Source organism: Dactylosporangium darangshiense (assembly GCF_039537565.1).
GTDB lineage: Bacteria > Actinomycetota > Actinomycetes > Mycobacteriales > Micromonosporaceae > Dactylosporangium > Dactylosporangium darangshiense.
Window position 1 is genome coordinate 51184 of record NZ_BAABAT010000049.1, and the last position, 14708, is coordinate 65891.

At 71.6% G+C, this 14708-nt stretch carries 16 protein-coding genes; 7 read left to right on the top strand and 9 right to left on the bottom strand.

Features of this window, described 5'->3' with window-relative positions:
• Window positions 1-88 precede the first annotated feature (88 nt).
• Window positions 89-1393: a ThuA domain-containing protein gene (locus ABD901_RS48400; RefSeq protein ID WP_345139310.1), complete on the bottom strand. Its 1305-nt coding sequence runs from the start codon at window positions 1391-1393 to the stop codon at window positions 89-91.
• Between the two features lie 205 nt (window positions 1394-1598).
• Between ABD901_RS48400 and ABD901_RS48405 the strand changes: the two genes are divergently transcribed.
• Window positions 1599-2468, top strand: coding sequence for an aminoglycoside phosphotransferase family protein (locus ABD901_RS48405; protein WP_345139404.1), 870 nt, complete (start codon window positions 1599-1601; stop codon window positions 2466-2468).
• On the opposite strand, the gene ABD901_RS48410 is transcribed toward ABD901_RS48405, so the two are convergent.
• Window positions 2432-2761 (bottom strand): type 1 periplasmic-binding domain-containing protein, encoded by a 330-nt coding sequence (locus ABD901_RS48410; RefSeq protein WP_345139313.1) that lies wholly within the window; start codon window positions 2759-2761, stop codon window positions 2432-2434. The genes ABD901_RS48405 and ABD901_RS48410 overlap by 37 nt on opposite strands.
• A 15-nt stretch (window positions 2762-2776) precedes the next feature.
• Here ABD901_RS48410 and ABD901_RS48415 point away from each other — a divergent pair, with 15 nt between their 5' ends.
• Both ABD901_RS48415 and ABD901_RS48420 read left to right on the top strand, forming a co-directional pair.
• The gene (locus ABD901_RS48415) at window positions 2777-2974 is read left to right on the top strand and encodes a hypothetical protein (RefSeq protein ID WP_345139315.1); all 198 of its coding nucleotides are present in this window, start codon (window positions 2777-2779) and stop codon (window positions 2972-2974) included.
• A gap of 113 nt (window positions 2975-3087) precedes the next feature.
• On the top strand, window positions 3088-4182 hold the full coding sequence (locus ABD901_RS48420) for a serine hydrolase domain-containing protein (RefSeq protein ID WP_345139318.1): 1095 nt from the start codon (window positions 3088-3090) through the stop codon (window positions 4180-4182).
• A 33-nt stretch (window positions 4183-4215) separates the two neighbouring features.
• Here ABD901_RS48420 and ABD901_RS48425 read toward each other — a convergent pair whose 3' ends face one another.
• Window positions 4216-4785: a DinB family protein gene (locus ABD901_RS48425; protein ID WP_345139322.1), complete on the bottom strand. Its 570-nt coding sequence runs from the start codon at window positions 4783-4785 to the stop codon at window positions 4216-4218.
• Between the two features lie 175 nt (window positions 4786-4960).
• On the opposite strand from ABD901_RS48425, the gene ABD901_RS48430 reads away from it, so the two are divergent.
• Window positions 4961-5314, top strand: coding sequence for a histone-like nucleoid-structuring protein Lsr2 (locus tag ABD901_RS48430; RefSeq protein WP_345139324.1), 354 nt, complete (start codon window positions 4961-4963; stop codon window positions 5312-5314).
• Between the two features lie 46 nt (window positions 5315-5360).
• Here the strand turns inward: ABD901_RS48430 and ABD901_RS48435 are convergent, their stop codons facing one another.
• From ABD901_RS48435 to ABD901_RS48450, 4 genes are read right to left on the bottom strand one after another with little or no spacing between them, the layout of a single operon-like run.
• The gene (locus tag ABD901_RS48435; RefSeq protein WP_345139327.1) at window positions 5361-5621 is read right to left on the bottom strand and encodes a YciI family protein; all 261 of its coding nucleotides are present in this window, start codon (window positions 5619-5621) and stop codon (window positions 5361-5363) included.
• A 44-nt stretch (window positions 5622-5665) separates the two neighbouring features.
• A complete protein-coding gene (locus tag ABD901_RS48440) occupies window positions 5666-6073 on the bottom strand; it encodes a VOC family protein (protein ID WP_345139330.1) in 408 nt (135 codons plus the stop codon).
• Window positions 6070-6933, bottom strand: coding sequence for a helix-turn-helix domain-containing protein (locus ABD901_RS48445; RefSeq protein ID WP_345139333.1), 864 nt, complete (start codon window positions 6931-6933; stop codon window positions 6070-6072). The genes ABD901_RS48440 and ABD901_RS48445 overlap by 4 nt, the downstream gene beginning before the upstream one ends.
• A 22-nt stretch (window positions 6934-6955) precedes the next feature.
• On the bottom strand, window positions 6956-7378 hold the full coding sequence (locus ABD901_RS48450; protein WP_345139336.1) for an STAS domain-containing protein: 423 nt from the start codon (window positions 7376-7378) through the stop codon (window positions 6956-6958).
• Window positions 7379-7596: 218 nt separating this feature from the next.
• Between ABD901_RS48450 and ABD901_RS48455 the strand changes: the two genes are divergently transcribed.
• The 3 genes from ABD901_RS48455 to ABD901_RS48465 all read left to right on the top strand — a co-directional run bounded on the left by ABD901_RS48455 (window position 7597) and on the right by ABD901_RS48465 (window position 11690).
• Window positions 7597-7851, top strand: coding sequence for a hypothetical protein (locus ABD901_RS48455; protein WP_345139339.1), 255 nt, complete (start codon window positions 7597-7599; stop codon window positions 7849-7851).
• A 9-nt stretch (window positions 7852-7860) separates the two neighbouring features.
• Window positions 7861-10077, top strand: a complete 2217-nt coding sequence (locus ABD901_RS48460; protein ID WP_345139342.1) for a peptidase M6 immune inhibitor A — start codon at window positions 7861-7863, stop codon at window positions 10075-10077.
• A gap of 89 nt (window positions 10078-10166) precedes the next feature.
• Complete coding sequence (locus ABD901_RS48465) at window positions 10167-11690, top strand: hypothetical protein (RefSeq protein ID WP_345139345.1); 1524 nt, start codon at window positions 10167-10169, stop codon at window positions 11688-11690.
• Window positions 11691-11761: 71 nt separating this feature from the next.
• On the opposite strand, the gene ABD901_RS48470 is transcribed toward ABD901_RS48465, so the two are convergent.
• Together ABD901_RS48470 and ABD901_RS48475 are read right to left on the bottom strand one after the other, a co-directional pair.
• Window positions 11762-13099, bottom strand: a complete 1338-nt coding sequence (locus ABD901_RS48470; protein ID WP_345139348.1) for an MFS transporter — start codon at window positions 13097-13099, stop codon at window positions 11762-11764.
• A 48-nt stretch (window positions 13100-13147) separates the two neighbouring features.
• On the bottom strand, window positions 13148-14638 hold the full coding sequence (locus tag ABD901_RS48475; RefSeq protein WP_345139353.1) for an MFS transporter: 1491 nt from the start codon (window positions 14636-14638) through the stop codon (window positions 13148-13150).
• Window positions 14639-14708 lie beyond the last annotated feature (70 nt).

Genomic DNA, 14708 nt, shown 5'->3' on the forward strand with positions numbered 1-14708 from the left:
CGTAGACCCGCGGCGAGGGTTTCGAAAGATGTCGATGCGGCGCGGATACCGGGACCGCTGGCCGCGGTCCCGGCGCCGTTTGAAACTTTCAGGAAAGCGCTTGCACCAGGCGGAACGACTGGGCGCCGGTGCCGTTACAGGTGTACTGCACGAGCTGCACACTGTCCGATGTGGACGCACCCGGGGTGTCGAGGCACTTGCCGCTGGCCCGGTTGACGAGGTGGTAGTAGCCGCCGCTCTCGGCGACCGGCTGCCACTGCTGGTTGGTGCCGCCGCCGTACGCCCACAGCTGGATCGGCGCGTTGTCGGCCGTCGACCGGTTGGTCACGTCGAGCGACTCGGCGGAGTTGCCGCGGTTGTCGACCCGCACGTAGCCGTCGCTGGTCGGCTGGAAGCGGTACTGCTGCGCGTTGGTGTTGTTGCAGGTGTACTGCTGGATGGCGGTGCCGTTCGCGGTGCCGGCCGCCCGCGCGTCGACGCACTTGGCGCTGTTCTTGTTGACCACCGAGTACCACGCCGTGGGCGAGATCGGGCCGCTGGACGTCGGCGGCGCCGAGGACGGCGGCGTCACTGGCGTGGTCGGCGTCGAGGTCTGCCCGGCGAGCCAGAGGATGCCCTGGATGATCCAGCGGTTCTGGTTCGCGCTCTCGAACGTCGAGGACGTGCGGGTGTTCGTGCTGTAGTTCATGCCGTTGTGGCCGAAGTTGGCGTACAGCATCTTGTAGTTGCGGTTGGTCCACAGGATCGGGTAGTACCCGCTGTACCAGGACTGGTTGGGGTCGGTGCCGACCGGGAAGCTGCTCGGGTCGACCGACGCCAGGATGTCGATGTTGGGGTTCTGGCGCAGGTCGTTGCTCCACGAGTACCACTCGGAGACCGCGGAGGTGAACGTCGCGGGCAGGCCGGCCATCGACGGGTGGTTACGGTCCTCGACCTTGTACGTGATCCGGGTCGGGCCCCAGGTGTTGGTCTGGAAGGCGCCGGAGCCCAGGAACGTGTTGTAGTACCAGCTCCACGACCCCGGGTCGGTCGTGAACGCGCTCACGTGGAAGCCCATGAAGGCCCCGCCGTTCTGCATGTACTGCTGGAACGCGGCCCGCTGGCCGGAGGGCGGCGCGTCGTCGAGGAACATGATCACCTTGTACTGCGACAGGCTCCCGGCGTTGAGCCGGCTCCAGTCGGTGGTCGCCTCCCACGTGAAGCCGTTGGCGGCCCCCTGCTGGGGGAACCAGTCCTTGGCCTCCTTGTCGAAGTCGATGTGGGCGGCGTCCCAGGTGCCGTTGTAGAAGGCGAGCACCTTGAACGGGGTGGCGGCGAGGGCGGGCCGGATCGCGAGGCCCACCCCCACCACCGTCAACAGGGCAAGCGCTGCCAGCGCCAGCTTTCTGCGCACGGTTGGGGGTTCCTTCGGGTGTAGGCGGGAGGGATGGGCGGATCCGCTCTGTCGCATCATCGGCCATCGATGGCGCCCGCACAAGGTAAAGAACCCTAATAGTTAAGTTAAGTCGCCAAATAAGTCCGCGCCGCAGCTCAGCGGCCCCCGGGCGCGGGAAAATCGGTGGTGGGGGATGCGACGTGACTGGGATGATCCGCCGGTGATGCGCGATGGGGAGACGCCGACCGACGCCGGGCTGGTCCGGGCGCTGGTGGCGGCGCAGTTCCCGCGGTGGGCCGGGCTCGAGGTCGTGCCGCTCGAGTCCACGGGGACCGACAACGTCGTGTATCGCCTCGGCGACGAGCTCAGCGTCCGCCTGCCCCGCATCCCGGGCGCGGCCGGGCAGATCGAGCTCGAGCGGCGGTGGCTGCCCCGGCTCGCCCCGCACCTGCCCGCCGCGGTCCCCGACCCGGTCGCCGTGGGCACGCCCGCGTTCGGGTATCCGCACGTTTGGGCGGTGTACCGCTGGCTGGAGGGCGTCAACCCGGTCGGACCCGGCGGGCTGGCCACGGCCCTGGCCGACTTCATCGCCGCCCTGCGGCGCATCGACGCCGCCGGCGGTCCGGCCGCGTCCCCGCGCGGGCGCGGCGGGAGCCTGCGCGGCCGCGAAATGGGCAAGTGGATCGACGCGCTCGCCGGCGACTACGACCCGGCGCTGCTCACCGATGTCTGGGAGGCCGATCGCGACGCGCCCGAGTGGGCCGGCCCGCCGGTGTGGGTGCACGGCGACCTGCACGCCGGGAACCTCCTCGTGCGCGCCGGCGACGGCGCCCTGTCCGCCGTGCTCGACTGGAGCTGCCTCGCCGTCGGTGACCCCGCGGTGGACCTGATCCCGGCCTGGATGCTGCTCGACGCCGCCGGCCGCGCGGAGTTCCGGGCCCGCCTCGAGCCCGACGAGGACAGCTGGCGGCGCGGGCGGGCGTGGGCGTTCAGCATGGGGCTCGGCGCGTTCGCGTATTACCGCACCACCAACCCGTTCCTGGCCCGACTCGGGCACTACGCCATCGAGGAGGTCCTGGCCGAGGTCCGGTAGGGGCCGGGGATCTCGCCGGAGCCGCGCGGGATCAGGCGCGTGGCGACCACGTGCGCGGCCGGCTCCCACACCTCGCCGTCCAGGCGGCGGAGGCCCACCGGCGGCCGGTCCACGAACACCACGGGCGTTCCCGGCGCCAGTTCCCGCATGAGGTACGCCTGGTTGTCCCCGGTCGGCACCATGACCAGCCCGTCGGCCTGCCGGCGTGCGAACTCGTGCACCAGCGCGAGCTCGCGCTGCGGGTCCTCCTCGACGCCGCCGGCGAAGATGAGCACCCCGCGCTCGCGGGCCACGTCCTCCAGCGCGCGGTGCAGCGCCGAGGAGAACGGGTCCGGCAGGCCGCCGCGGCGGAGGGCGTCAAGCTCACCGTCGCCGCAGGCAAGGCCGACGGCGACGAGGCCGGCCAGGTGCAGGCCATCGAGGACGCCATCGCCCGCGGCGACGCCGGCATCCTCATCACGCCCAACGGCCTGGGCGTCAACCCGGCCACGCGGTCCCCATCATGACCGGCGCGACAACGCTGTCCGAGACTCCGGGCCGCTCAGCGACGGCCGGCCGGGCCCGGCTTTCCAGCGTCGGGCAAGTCGGCCGGGTGCCGGCCGGAGGTAGCTTGGTTGCCGTGCTGGACTGGGCGGAGCGCGACACCGGCGACGTCGACCGCGACGGGCTCGAGGCCGCCGCGCGGCTGGCCCGCGAGCGCGGCGGCGCCGCACAGCTGTGCGTGGTGCGCGACGGCGTGGTGGTGCTCGACCGGGCGTACGGGTGCGAGCCGTCGTCGCTGTTCTGGATCTTCTCGACGAGCAAGCCCTTCGCCGCCCTGCTCGTGCACCGCCTCGCCGAGCGCGGCGCGGTGGGGCTGGACGACCCCGTCGCGAAGCACTGGCCGGGGTTCGCCGCCAACGGCAAGGAGGCGATCACCGTCCGGCACGTGCTGCAGCACCGCTCCGGGCTGCCCGTCGCCCGCTCGTCGCTGCGCGACGCCCTGGCCATGACCGACTGGGACGCCTCCGTGCGGGCGATCGAGCGGGCGCGGCCGCGGTTCCCGGCCGGCGCCGGGCCCGCGTACCAGTACGTCAGCTACGGCTTCCTGCTCGGCGAGCTGCTGCGCCGGGTCACCGGCGAGCCGATCCGCGAGCTGCTCGCCGCCGAGATCCTCGCGCCGCTCGGGCTGCGCGACACCCACCTCGGGCTGCCCGACGCGCTCTGGCCGCGGCACGTGCCGGTCGCCGGGCGCGGCGCCGGGCCGGCCACCGCGGCCGCGTTCGTGAACCGCCGCGCGACCCGCCGGGCGGTCATCCCGGCGGCCGGGATCTCCACGACCGCCCGCGACCTCGCGGTGCTCTACACCGCACTGGTCGCCGGCGGCCTCGGCGGCGTGCGCGTGCTCGGCGCCGAGGCGCTCGCGGTGGCCACGACGCCGACCAGCGACGGCACGATCGACGGGCTGATCGGGCTGCCGATCCGCTGGTCGCACGGCTTCCAGCTGGGCGGGCCCGGCCTGCAGCCGCACCGGCCCCGGCCGATGGGGCGCACGAGCAGCCCGCGGGCCTTCGGCCACAACGGCAGCAACGTGTGCGTGGCGTGGGCCGACCCCACCCGGCGGCTGGCCGTGGCGTACCTGACGAACCGCCTCGAGCCCCGTCACGACGGCGCGGCCGCGCAGAACGCGGTGAGCGAGGCACTGCTGGCCGCGTGCCCGCCGATCGGCGAATAGCCGCGGCCCTGACGGCGCGGCCGCGCCCGCCGGTCAGCGAATGACGGCGCCGCGCCGCGCGCCGTAAAGGTCGCGCAGCAGGCAGATCTCCCCGCCGTGGTGCATCGTTTCGCGGTTGATGTGCACGATCAGCGCGGCCATCGGGTCGGCGGAAAAATAGGCGCCCTTCGGACCCAGCGGCCTGCGCATCCCCTCGTCGTCGAGCGCGGCGATGTGATCGTGCCATTGCTGGTAACTGTCGTGCAGCAACGCCAACCCGTCGGCGGCGGTGTGCGGTAGATCGGCCGGCACGTGGGCGGGGTCGAACATGTCGGCGTCACCCGGGGCGAAGAACGTGCTCGTGCGGGTGGCGAAACAGCCGACGGCGATGTGCATCATGCGCCAGGCGATCGTGGTGACCGGCTGCGGTGTGCGCCGGGTGGCCGGGCCGTCGGCGCGGAATCTTCCGTCGTCGCCGGCCCGCACGCTCCAGCAGTCCGGCACCGGTTCCCAGAAGTATTCGTCGTCGGTGAGCCCATTCAGGCGGGGCCACAGGTGCGCGTCCCAGTAGAACTCCAGCTGGGAGACGAGCAACCGTCCCCAGTCCAGCGGCGGCGCGTCCATGCGGCCAGCTTAGACCTTTGGCCACCGGTTCGGGTTGCGCGTAATTGAGCCGACACGATCGGTGAAGAAACGTTTTACCCCGCGACCTGGCGCGAATTCAATCGATTGGCGATACTGTTTGCACGGGCGCCGTTTCATCGGTTCGTCCAAAGCCGCTCACGGGAGGTCGGCCGGCATGGCCAAGCGTGTCATTCAGGAACTGATCGACGATCTGGACGGCAAGCCCGCCGATGAGAGTGTGACGTTCGGCATCGATGGCGTGCAGTATTCGATCGACCTGTCCAAGAAGAACGCGGAGAAACTGCGGGCAGCGCTCAAGCCCTACATTTCCGCGGGCACCAAGGTGGGCCGCACCCCGACAGTTCAGGCCCGAACGGCCTCCGGCCGGGGCCGCGGCACCACACGCGGCGACCGCGACCAGAACCGGGCCATCCGGGAATGGGCGCAAAGCGCCGGATTCCAGGTTTCCGACCGCGGCCGCATCAAGCAGGAGATCGTCGACCAGTTCCACGCGAGCACCGGCCGGTAACCCTCGACGGCGGGCGCGGCGCGCCGAACCGCTCGCCGGGCTCGCCTCAGTCCGCTGACGGCCCCAGCCGCTCGCTCATGAGCGGGCGCACCTCGACCGCGACCCCGGCCGCGGCGGCGATCTCCAGCGCGCGCTCGAGCGAGTCCACGTCGACGAGCCAGTAGCCGGCGACCGGCGCGCCGGCCTCGCCGCCGACGACGACGGCGAGGCTCGGGTCCGACAGCCGTTGCGCGTCCAGCACCTCGCCGGCCGCGTCCGCCGGCGGCGCCGCGGCCCCGCGGGCGTGCAGCAACAGAAACTTCGTCATGCCACAGGGTCGGCGCCGACCGGCCGTTCTCGACACGCGCGGCGCTACTGCGCGCGCGGCTCACCGCGGTACGTGCCGAAGGACCACAGGTTGCCCTCCGGGTCGCGCACCGCGAACCCCCGTGAGCCGTAGTCGGTGTCGTTCATCTCCTGGATGACCACGGCGCCGGCGGCCACGGCCCGCTCGTAGAGTGCGTCGGGCCCGGCGCACACCACGTAGCAGCCGAACGAGCCGGGCGTGAGCTGCCACGGCGAGCCGTCGTCGCGGTCGCTGCCGAGCATGATGCCGCCGCCCTCCGGCCAGGACAGCTGGGCGTGCTCGACGAGGTCGCCCTCGCCGTAGACGGCCGTCGCCTCGAAGCCGAACGCGTCGACGAGGAACCTGATCAGGCCGCGGGCGTCCTTCGCCCGCAGCGTGGGCCAAACCTGTGGTGCGGGAGCAGCAGCAGTCATGCCCCCGAGTCTGCCGCCGCCAAGTCCACCGGGGATTGCACGTTTCGGAACTCCTCGGCCCACCAGCGCGCCGGCGGCACCCCGGCCAGGGCGGAGAACTCGCGGGTGAGGTGGGCCTGGTCGTAGTACCCGCAGCCGACGGCGAGCGCGGCGAGCGGGAACGCGCCGCCGGACTCCTGCAGCCGGCGGCGGGCCAGGTCGAAGCGGGCCACCCGCGCGGCGACCTTCGGCGACAGGCCGATCTCGACGCCGAAGCGGCGGCTGAGGTACCGCCCGCTCCACCCGGTCTCGCCGGCCAGCTCCGCGGGGCTCACGGCGCCGCCGGTCGCGCACAGCCGCCGCCAGGCGAAGGCGACCTCCGGCGCGGGCGCGCGCCCCGGGTCGAGGCGCGCGGCGAGCACCTCGTCGACGACCCGGAACCGGGCCGCCCAGCCCGGCGCCAGGCTCACCCGCTCGCGCAGCTCGGCGGCGAGCGGCCCGAGCAGGCACGCCAGGTCGAGGTCGACGCCGGCCAGCTCGCCCGCGGGAAGGCCCAGCAGCGACCGGGTGCCCAGCGGCGAGAGCGCGACCTGGATGCCGGCGCCGCGCCCGTCGTGGGTGATGATCGCCGGGGTGGTGTGCAGGCCCCCGATCAGCGTGTCGTAGTCCCCGGGCGGCGTGGCCGGGTCGGGGTGCGCGGCGATGCGCAGCGGCTCGCCGAGGGTCACGATCAGGGTGAGGTACGGCGAGGGCAGCCCCCGGTGCCATCCCGGCGGGAGCCCGTCCTGGTCGTAGCCGGTGTACCAGGCCGCGTAGGGGCGCAGGGCCGCGGCCGGGCGCCACCGGACGTACGCCGGTTCCGCGGAGCCCGCTGCGGCCATGGCCCCAATGTACGTTCTGTTGTCAGGCGCTGCGGCGGTCCGACCGGTTCATCGGCCAGGAGGTGGGCGCCGGCGTGGCGTCGGGCTCGGCGATCAGCGCCTCGGCGTCGTCGTCGAGGGCTGCCTGCACGGAGCGGTACGTCGGGATCGTGCTCAGCGTCCCGCACTCACGCAGCGTGTGCACGACCTGCGCGTCCGGGCCGGCCAGCACCAGGCTCCCGCCCTGCTCGGCGGCGATGCCCGCGGTCACGCGCAGCATCATCACGCCCGTGCAGTCGATCGCGGCCACGGCCGCGAGATCGACGACGATGCGCAGCTCCGGTCGCAGCAGCACCTGGGACAGCGCCGTCTCCAGCTGCATGGCGCTGGCCGCCACCAGCGCCCCGTCACAGGACAGCACCGTGGCGGCAGCGAGTCGTTCCACCGCGAGGGTCAGGGCTGCCATGCTGCGACGATACGTTCTGCGGTGACCCTCGGTGAACCGTCGTCCAGCCGGGAACCCCATCCGTCCGGTGGGTGCCCGGACCACCGGACGTCGCGGTCCGTGATCGTTCGGACGGCATCGCCACTGGCCCGGCCGGATGTTTTCGCCGCGACTTCGTCCCCCCGTGCAACCCGATGACCGGTTCGAGCGTCCACCTGTCTGACGGCCGCAATGCATCCGTGACGCTGCGTGAAGCGCTCGATCGGCCGGCCAATGCCGTCGCCGCGACGTGGCCCGATGTCAGGCCGAACATCGACGATAATCACGATTTTGCGACGACGGGCAACCCCGGCATCCCCTTGCGTAGACCCTCGCCCTTCGATGCGAACTTCGCCGATGTCGATCGCGGCGATAATGTGCGTTGTCAATACGATCCCGAACTCGGCGCTCCGGGTACAGGCGGTAATCCCGCCCGGTTCCGCGCGCCGTCGTAAGGAGGCTTCATGGTGAGAAAAGGCCTGGCCACGACCGCGGCCGTCGCTTTGGCCCTACCGGTGCTCGTCGCGCTGCCGGCCGTGCCGGCGTTCGCCGCGCCCGCGAAGGCCCCGGCGAAGGAGGCGGCCGGCCCGTCCGATGTGCGGGAGATGACCCGCACGAACTTCAAGCTGGACGGCAAGGTCGTCGACACGTCGAAGATGGCGAGCATGAAGGCGCAGTCGCGCTCGGCGCTCGCCGCGGCGGCCACCCCGCCGGTCGGCACGGTTCGCCAGTGGCTGGGTTCCGATGACTTCAATGGCACGCTGTACCGCAAGGACTACGTCCTGCGCGGTGTCGGCGAGCACATCGAGGTCTGGGTCGCCGTCGACACCTCGTTCCCGGCGGGCGACTGCCGCAACCAGGTGCCGAACACCACCACGGTGACCGATGCCCAGGTGACGAACTTCATCCACGAGTTCGACACCAACATGTACCCCAAGGAGACCGCGGCCTTCGCCACTCCGCCGGACCGGGACGGCACCAACGCGTTGCTCGGCCCGGACAAGAACGGTAACGGCGGCGTGTACACCGGCGGCGGCAACAAGACGGTGACGCTGGTCGACAACGTCCGGGACGACAACTACTACACGTTCCCGGCCGCGCCGACCTACATCGCCGGCTTCTTCTCCACGCAGTTCAACGAGCTGTTCGACCGCAATGTGATGACGATCGACGCGTTCGACTGGGAGCACCGCACCGGTGCCAACCCGGTGGACGCGGCCACGTCGGACCTGTGCACCAGCCGCCCGGCCCGGCCGCGCCTCTACGAGGGCACGTTCGCGCACGAGTGGCAGCACCTCGTCGAGTCCTACTCGGACCCGAACGAGACGACCTGGATGAACGAGGGCCTGTCGGACTTCGCGCAGACGCTCACCGGGTACGTCGACGGGACCAAGACGGTCTTCGACAAGGGCGGCGACAGCCACCTGTACTGCTTCCAGGGGTACGGACCGGTCCAGACGCCGTTCAACCCGAACCCGCGTGACTGCGGCGGTGCCCAGAACTCGCTCAACCTCTGGGGCGAGGGCGGCAACGGCAACGGGGTGCTCGCCGACTACGGCAACGCCTACGAGCTGATGCTGTACCTCTACGACCGCTTCGGTCAGGACATCATCGAGCGGCTCCACCGCGACGGTGACCTGCAGGGCCTCGCGAGCCTCGACGCCGCCGTGAAGGCGGAGGGCGCCAAGGACGTGTACACGGTCCTGCACGAGTACCAGAGCATGGTCCTGCTCGACAAGATCGTGGGCGATTCCAAGCTCGGCATCGTCCTGGGTGCGGACAAGAAGAACGTCACGTCCAAGAGCCTGCGGTCCACGGTGAACCTCGCCAACCCGCAGTCCTACAGCGTGCCCGGTGCCGGACCGAACGGCGCGGACTACGTGCTGCTGCAGAAGAACGGCCAGGCGCTGGCCGGCAAGGACCTGCGGTCGCTGAAGTTCAGCGGCGCGAAGACCCTGCCGACCCTGCCGCTGGCCTGGACCCTGGTCAACAACGACCCGGACCGGCCCGGCAACTCGGTGCTCTTCTCCGGCAACGCCAACAACACCGACGCCGCCGCGGTCATCCCGGTGACCGTGCCGACCACCAACCCGACGCTGAGCTTCCTCGCGAAGTACGGCGCCGAGCTCGGTTACGACTACGGATACGTCCAGGTCTCCACCGACGGTGGCAGCACGTACACCTCGATCCCCGGCGACCGGACCGTCGACGCGCCGCTCGGCCCTGGCCTGAACGGCACGACGACCGGCTTCGAGCAGCACAACTACGACCTGTCGGCGTACGCCGGCAAGTCGATCCTGCTCTCGTTCCGGTACGTCAGCGACGGTGGCGTCAACGAGGGCGGCCTGCTCCTCGACGACATCACGCTCGGCGGCACCTCGCTGAGCGACGGGTCCAGCCTGGCCCCGTTCAAGTCGCCGACCCAGATCAAGCCGATCACGGTCAAGAACTGGAACGTCAAGCTCGTCGGCATCGACGAGGCGCACGCGTTCGCCTGGCAGTTCGAGTTCAACGGCCAGTCGAGCCTGCAGCTGAACTGGATCCAGCTGGCGCTGCTTTCCCTGTTCCCGAAGGTCGTGGCGATCGTCGCCTACGACGAGCCGACGGAGCAGGTCCAGCAGTACGCGCCGTACACCCTCACGGTGAACGGCGTCGTCCAGCCGGGCGGCGGCGGAGCCTGACGCTCTGAGTAGGCACCACCAGGCGGCCCCATCGTCCACCCGGGCGGTGGGGCCGTCCCGTGCCGGCGCGGGCCCTACACTCGGCGGCGATGTCCGATGATCACCAACGCCGTCCTCGGTACGGCGTGACGCGCGCGCAGATCGCCGCCGCCGCACAACGCCGCGCCGCCGGCGACTGGTCCGGCGCGTGCGCGGTCGCCGGCATCGGCTCCGAGGTCGACCTGCCGGCCGTCGCGCGCGAAGCCGGCGCCGAGGTCGCCGCCGCGGTCGAGGACGACCTGCGACACCTCGTCCCGGACCTGCTGCGCTGGCACGTGCTGCGCCTGCAGTACCACTCGGCGCGCGTGGACTGGCGCTTCGGCGTCGCCACGTTCCACACCCGCCACGTCGTGCCGCTGTCCGAGCACGGCGAGCGGGCCCTGTACCTGGCCGCACACGGCCATGGCGGCCCGTTCTCGGTCCGTTCCGCCTCCGCCGCCGGCCCCTCCCGTTTCGTCCTGCGCTTCGGCGCGCCGCCCGGGTCGGCGCGCCCGATGAGCCTCGCCGGCCTTCGCGAGCTGTGGGACGCCCGCGAGACGCCCGGCCTGCTCGCGCGCTGCGGCGGCCGCACCCGCCTGCCGTTCTTCGCGCCCGACGGCGCCCGCCAGGAGGGCACGGGCCCGGAGGCCGTGACCGAGCGCGCCTGGCGCCTGTTCGAGGCGGGCCGCCCCGAGGACGCCCTGCGCGAGGCCGGCATCGACCTCGACCTCGACGACTCGGCCCAGGGCTGGCACTTCACCGTCGGTCCCAGCCTGCAACCGGCCGCCGCCACGCTCGCCTCGGCCGCCCGGCGCGCCGCCGCCCGGGCCGGCGTCCCGGCCGTCTGGTCACGCGGCGGCCGCAACCGCATCCTGTGGCTCGACCGCCTCGACGTCCCCGACCGCCCGCGCCTGCGGATCGTCGACGCTGTCCGGGCGCAGCACGAGCCCGCGGTCGAGCTGCCGCTGACCGAGGTGTTCTGGCCCGAGGACTTCCGCGACCTCGTCGACGGGCGGATCGCCCCGTCCGGCCTTCATCCGCTGGTTGCCGCCGCCCTGTTCCCCTCCCTGCCGCCGGACGATGTGACCGGACCGGCGCCGATGGCCGTGCCGGGGCCGACGCGGGTGCGGTGTGACGGCGCCTGGCACGTCGCCGAGTTTCGCGACGGTGTGCTCACCGGGCCGCACTCGCCGGCCGAGCTCGATCGCGAGAAGGCGATGCTGGCGCTGGGCGGGCCACCCCCGGTCGGGTGCGCGGGCGCCCACGTGGCGTGGCGCGGCGGCCCCAGCCGGCCGCCGAGGGTCTTCAACGCCGTGCGCCGCGAGCTGATGCGCCGCGCCGGCGCCGGTGAGGCGGACACGGTCGAGGCGATGCTGGACGCCGGTGTCGACCCGCACTGCCGCGACGGCGACGGGCGCACGCTGCTGCACCTGCTCGCGTGCCTCGTGCCGGACGAGGCCGCGCTGCGGCTGCTGCCCCGGCTGCTCGCCGCCGGCCTCGACCCGCGCACCGAGGACCGCCACGGCCAGACCCCGGCGGCGGTGGCCGAACGCGCCGGCGCGCACCCGTCACTCGTCGCGGCGCTGCGTGTCTGAGCTTGTTCATGGCCTCAGGCTAGTCGGAGGGTACGACACTTTTGCGCCGCACCCTCCACAGTGGACGAACGTCAGAGCACCCGTGGGGGAGTGTTGCCGGCCGCCACGATCGCGCGGCGCACCGGGACCATCAGCAGCATGATCAGGCCGGCGACGAAGAACACCAGGGTCGAGACGATGGCCACGCGGTTGGTGTGCGTGAGCTGGAACGCCAGGCCGAACAGCAGCGGACCGAGCCAGCTCGTGCCGTCGGACGAGATCTCGTACAGGCCGTAGTACTCGGCCTCCATGCCGTGCGGGATCATCTGCGCGAACAGCGAGCGGCTCAGCGCCTGGCTGCCGCCCAGCACGATCCCGATCAGCGCGCCCAGCAGCATGAAGGCGACCGGCTGGTGTGCCGGAAGGGGGTAGGCCAGCGCCACGGCGACGATCCAGACGACGAGGCTGCCGGCGATCGTGCGCCAGGCGCCGAAGCGGGCGGCGACGCGGCCGAGCAGCCAGGCGCCGCCGAAGGCCACGAACTGTACGAGCAGGATCGTGATGATCTGGACCTCTTGCGAGAGCTTCAGCTCCTGGTCCGCGTAGATGGTGGCGACGGTGATGACGGTCTGGATGCCGTCGTTGTAGACGAGGTAGGCGGCCAGGAAGAACAGGGTCAGCGGGTAGGCGCGGGCGCCCTTGAGCGTGTGCCACAGCTGGCGGAAGCCGTCGGCGAAGACGGAGCCCTGCGCGCGCTCGCCCGCCACCGCGGGGTGGTCGGGGAGGCGGATGACGGCGTAGGTGGTGAACGCCGCCCACCACACGCCCGCGGAGACGATCGACCAGCGGGCCACGGTCGCCTTGTAGTCGTCGCCGAGCGCGACGAGTGCGGCGAGGTTGGCGGTCAGCAGGATGCCGCCGCCGATGTACCCGATGGCCCAGCTGAAGCTCGAGACCCGGTCGCGGTCGTCGGGGCCGGCCAGCTGCGGCAGGTAGGAGTTGAAGACCACCTTGGCCGCGCCGTAGGCGATGTTGGCGGCCAGCAGCAGGGCGGCGCCGAGCAGGTAGCGCGATCCCGTCAGGAAGACCATCGCGATGACGGAGCCGGCGCCGATGTACGCGAACAACGCCAGCAGCCGCTTCTTGTGCGAGCTGCGGTCGGCCAGCGCGCCGACCAGCGGCAGGATCGGGACGGTGAGCAGCACCGAGGCCGAGATCGTGTACGTGAACAGGGAGCCGGTGGCGACGGGCACGCCCAGGACGCGGACGAGGCCGTCGGGGCCGGCGGCGTTCTCGGCAATGGTGGTGAGGTACGGGCCCAGGAAGACGGTGATCACCGTCGCCCGGAACGCGGAGATGGCCCAGTCGTAGGAGTACCAGGCGACCCGGTCGGCGCGGGTCGATGAGGGTGCGACCCGGGTGGCGGTCATGGCTCAGCATGATGCCACCCGGGAACGTCACCCGGAACGGTGGAAATTTCAGCCCGTCGAGCGCGGGCGGGTGGTCACGGCGGACAGCGGGGTGGCGACCTCCTCGAGGGGCCTGCCCTCTGCGTTGACGCCCAGCACGATCTCCACCACGCCGCCGATGATCATGACGGCGGCGCCGATGAGGTAGCCGATGAAGAGCTTGCCCGGGTCCTCGCCCTCGCCGATCAGCCAGCCGTAGAAGATCGGGCCGATGGCGCCGAAGCACTGGGCGATGGCGAAGAACACCGCGATCGCCTGCGCCCGGATCTCCAGCGGGAAGATCTCCGACACGGTCAGGTACGCCGAGCTCGCGCCGGCCGAGGCGAAGAAGAAGATGACGCACCAGGCGAGGGTCTGGGTGAACGCGTTGAGGAGCCCCGCGTCGAACATCCACGCCGAGATCGCCAGCAGGACGCCGGAGAGGATGTACGTCCCGGCGATCATCTTGCGCCGGCCGATGGAGTCGAACAGGTGGCCCAGCAGCAGCGGGCCGGCCAGGTTCCCGACCGCGAAGGCGATCAGGTAGATCGGCGTCTTCTCCGCGTCGACGTGGTAGAACTTCGACAGCACCAGCGTGTAGGTGAAGAAGATCGCGTTGTACAGGAACGACTGCGTGATCATCAGGGTGGCCGACAGGGTCGAGCGCGCCGGCATGTGCGAGAAGAGCACGCGGAGCAGCGACAGGTAGCCGTGGCCCGGGGCCGGGCGCACCTCCAGGGCCCTGGACCCGTCGACGGGGGCGAGGGTCTGGCCGGAGGACTCGACGTCGCGCTCGATCTCGGCGATGGACTCCTCGGCCTCGCGCTCCCGGCCGTGCATGATGAGCCAGCGGGGGCTCTCCGGCAGGTGCCGGCGCAGGTTCCAGATCAGCAGGCCGATGATCGGGCCGATGAGGAAGCCCAGCCGCCAGGCGATGTTCAGTGAGATGTGGTTGAGCAGCAGGTACGTGCCGAGCGTGCCGATGATGGCGCCGCCCCAGTAGGTGCCGTTGATGCCGATGTCGACGCGCCCGCGGTACTTCGCCGGCATCATCTCGTCGATCGCGCTGTTGATCGCGGCGTACTCGCCGCCGATGCCCGCGCCGGCGATGAACCGGGTCAGGTAGAGGAAGACCAGGCCGAACGCGTCGTTGCCCCACGTCAGGGCGGTGAGTGCGTTGCCGGCCAGGTAGACGCCGAGGGTCACGATGAACAGGTTCTTGCGGCCGAGGGCGTCAGAGAGGCGGCCGAAGAACAATGCCCCGAAGACCTCGCCGAGCAGGTAGACGGTGGCGATCGCGCCGACCTGCGTGCTGGACAGGCCCAGCGTCTCCTGCTTGTTGAGCACGGCGCCGACGGCGCTGGCGATGGTGATCTCGAGGCCGTCGAGCACCCAGGCGGTGCCGAGCGCGAGCACCATGCGCGTATGGAACGGGGCCCAGGTGAGCCGGTCGATCCGGGCGGGGATCAGGCTGCGGATGATCCCCCCGGTCGCGGCGGAAGCTGATTGTGTCTCAGCCAACGTGCACCTCCCAGGCGCTCAATGCCGCCTCGGGGACACGGCGGCGGCGGTGTCCATCTGTGACAGCACG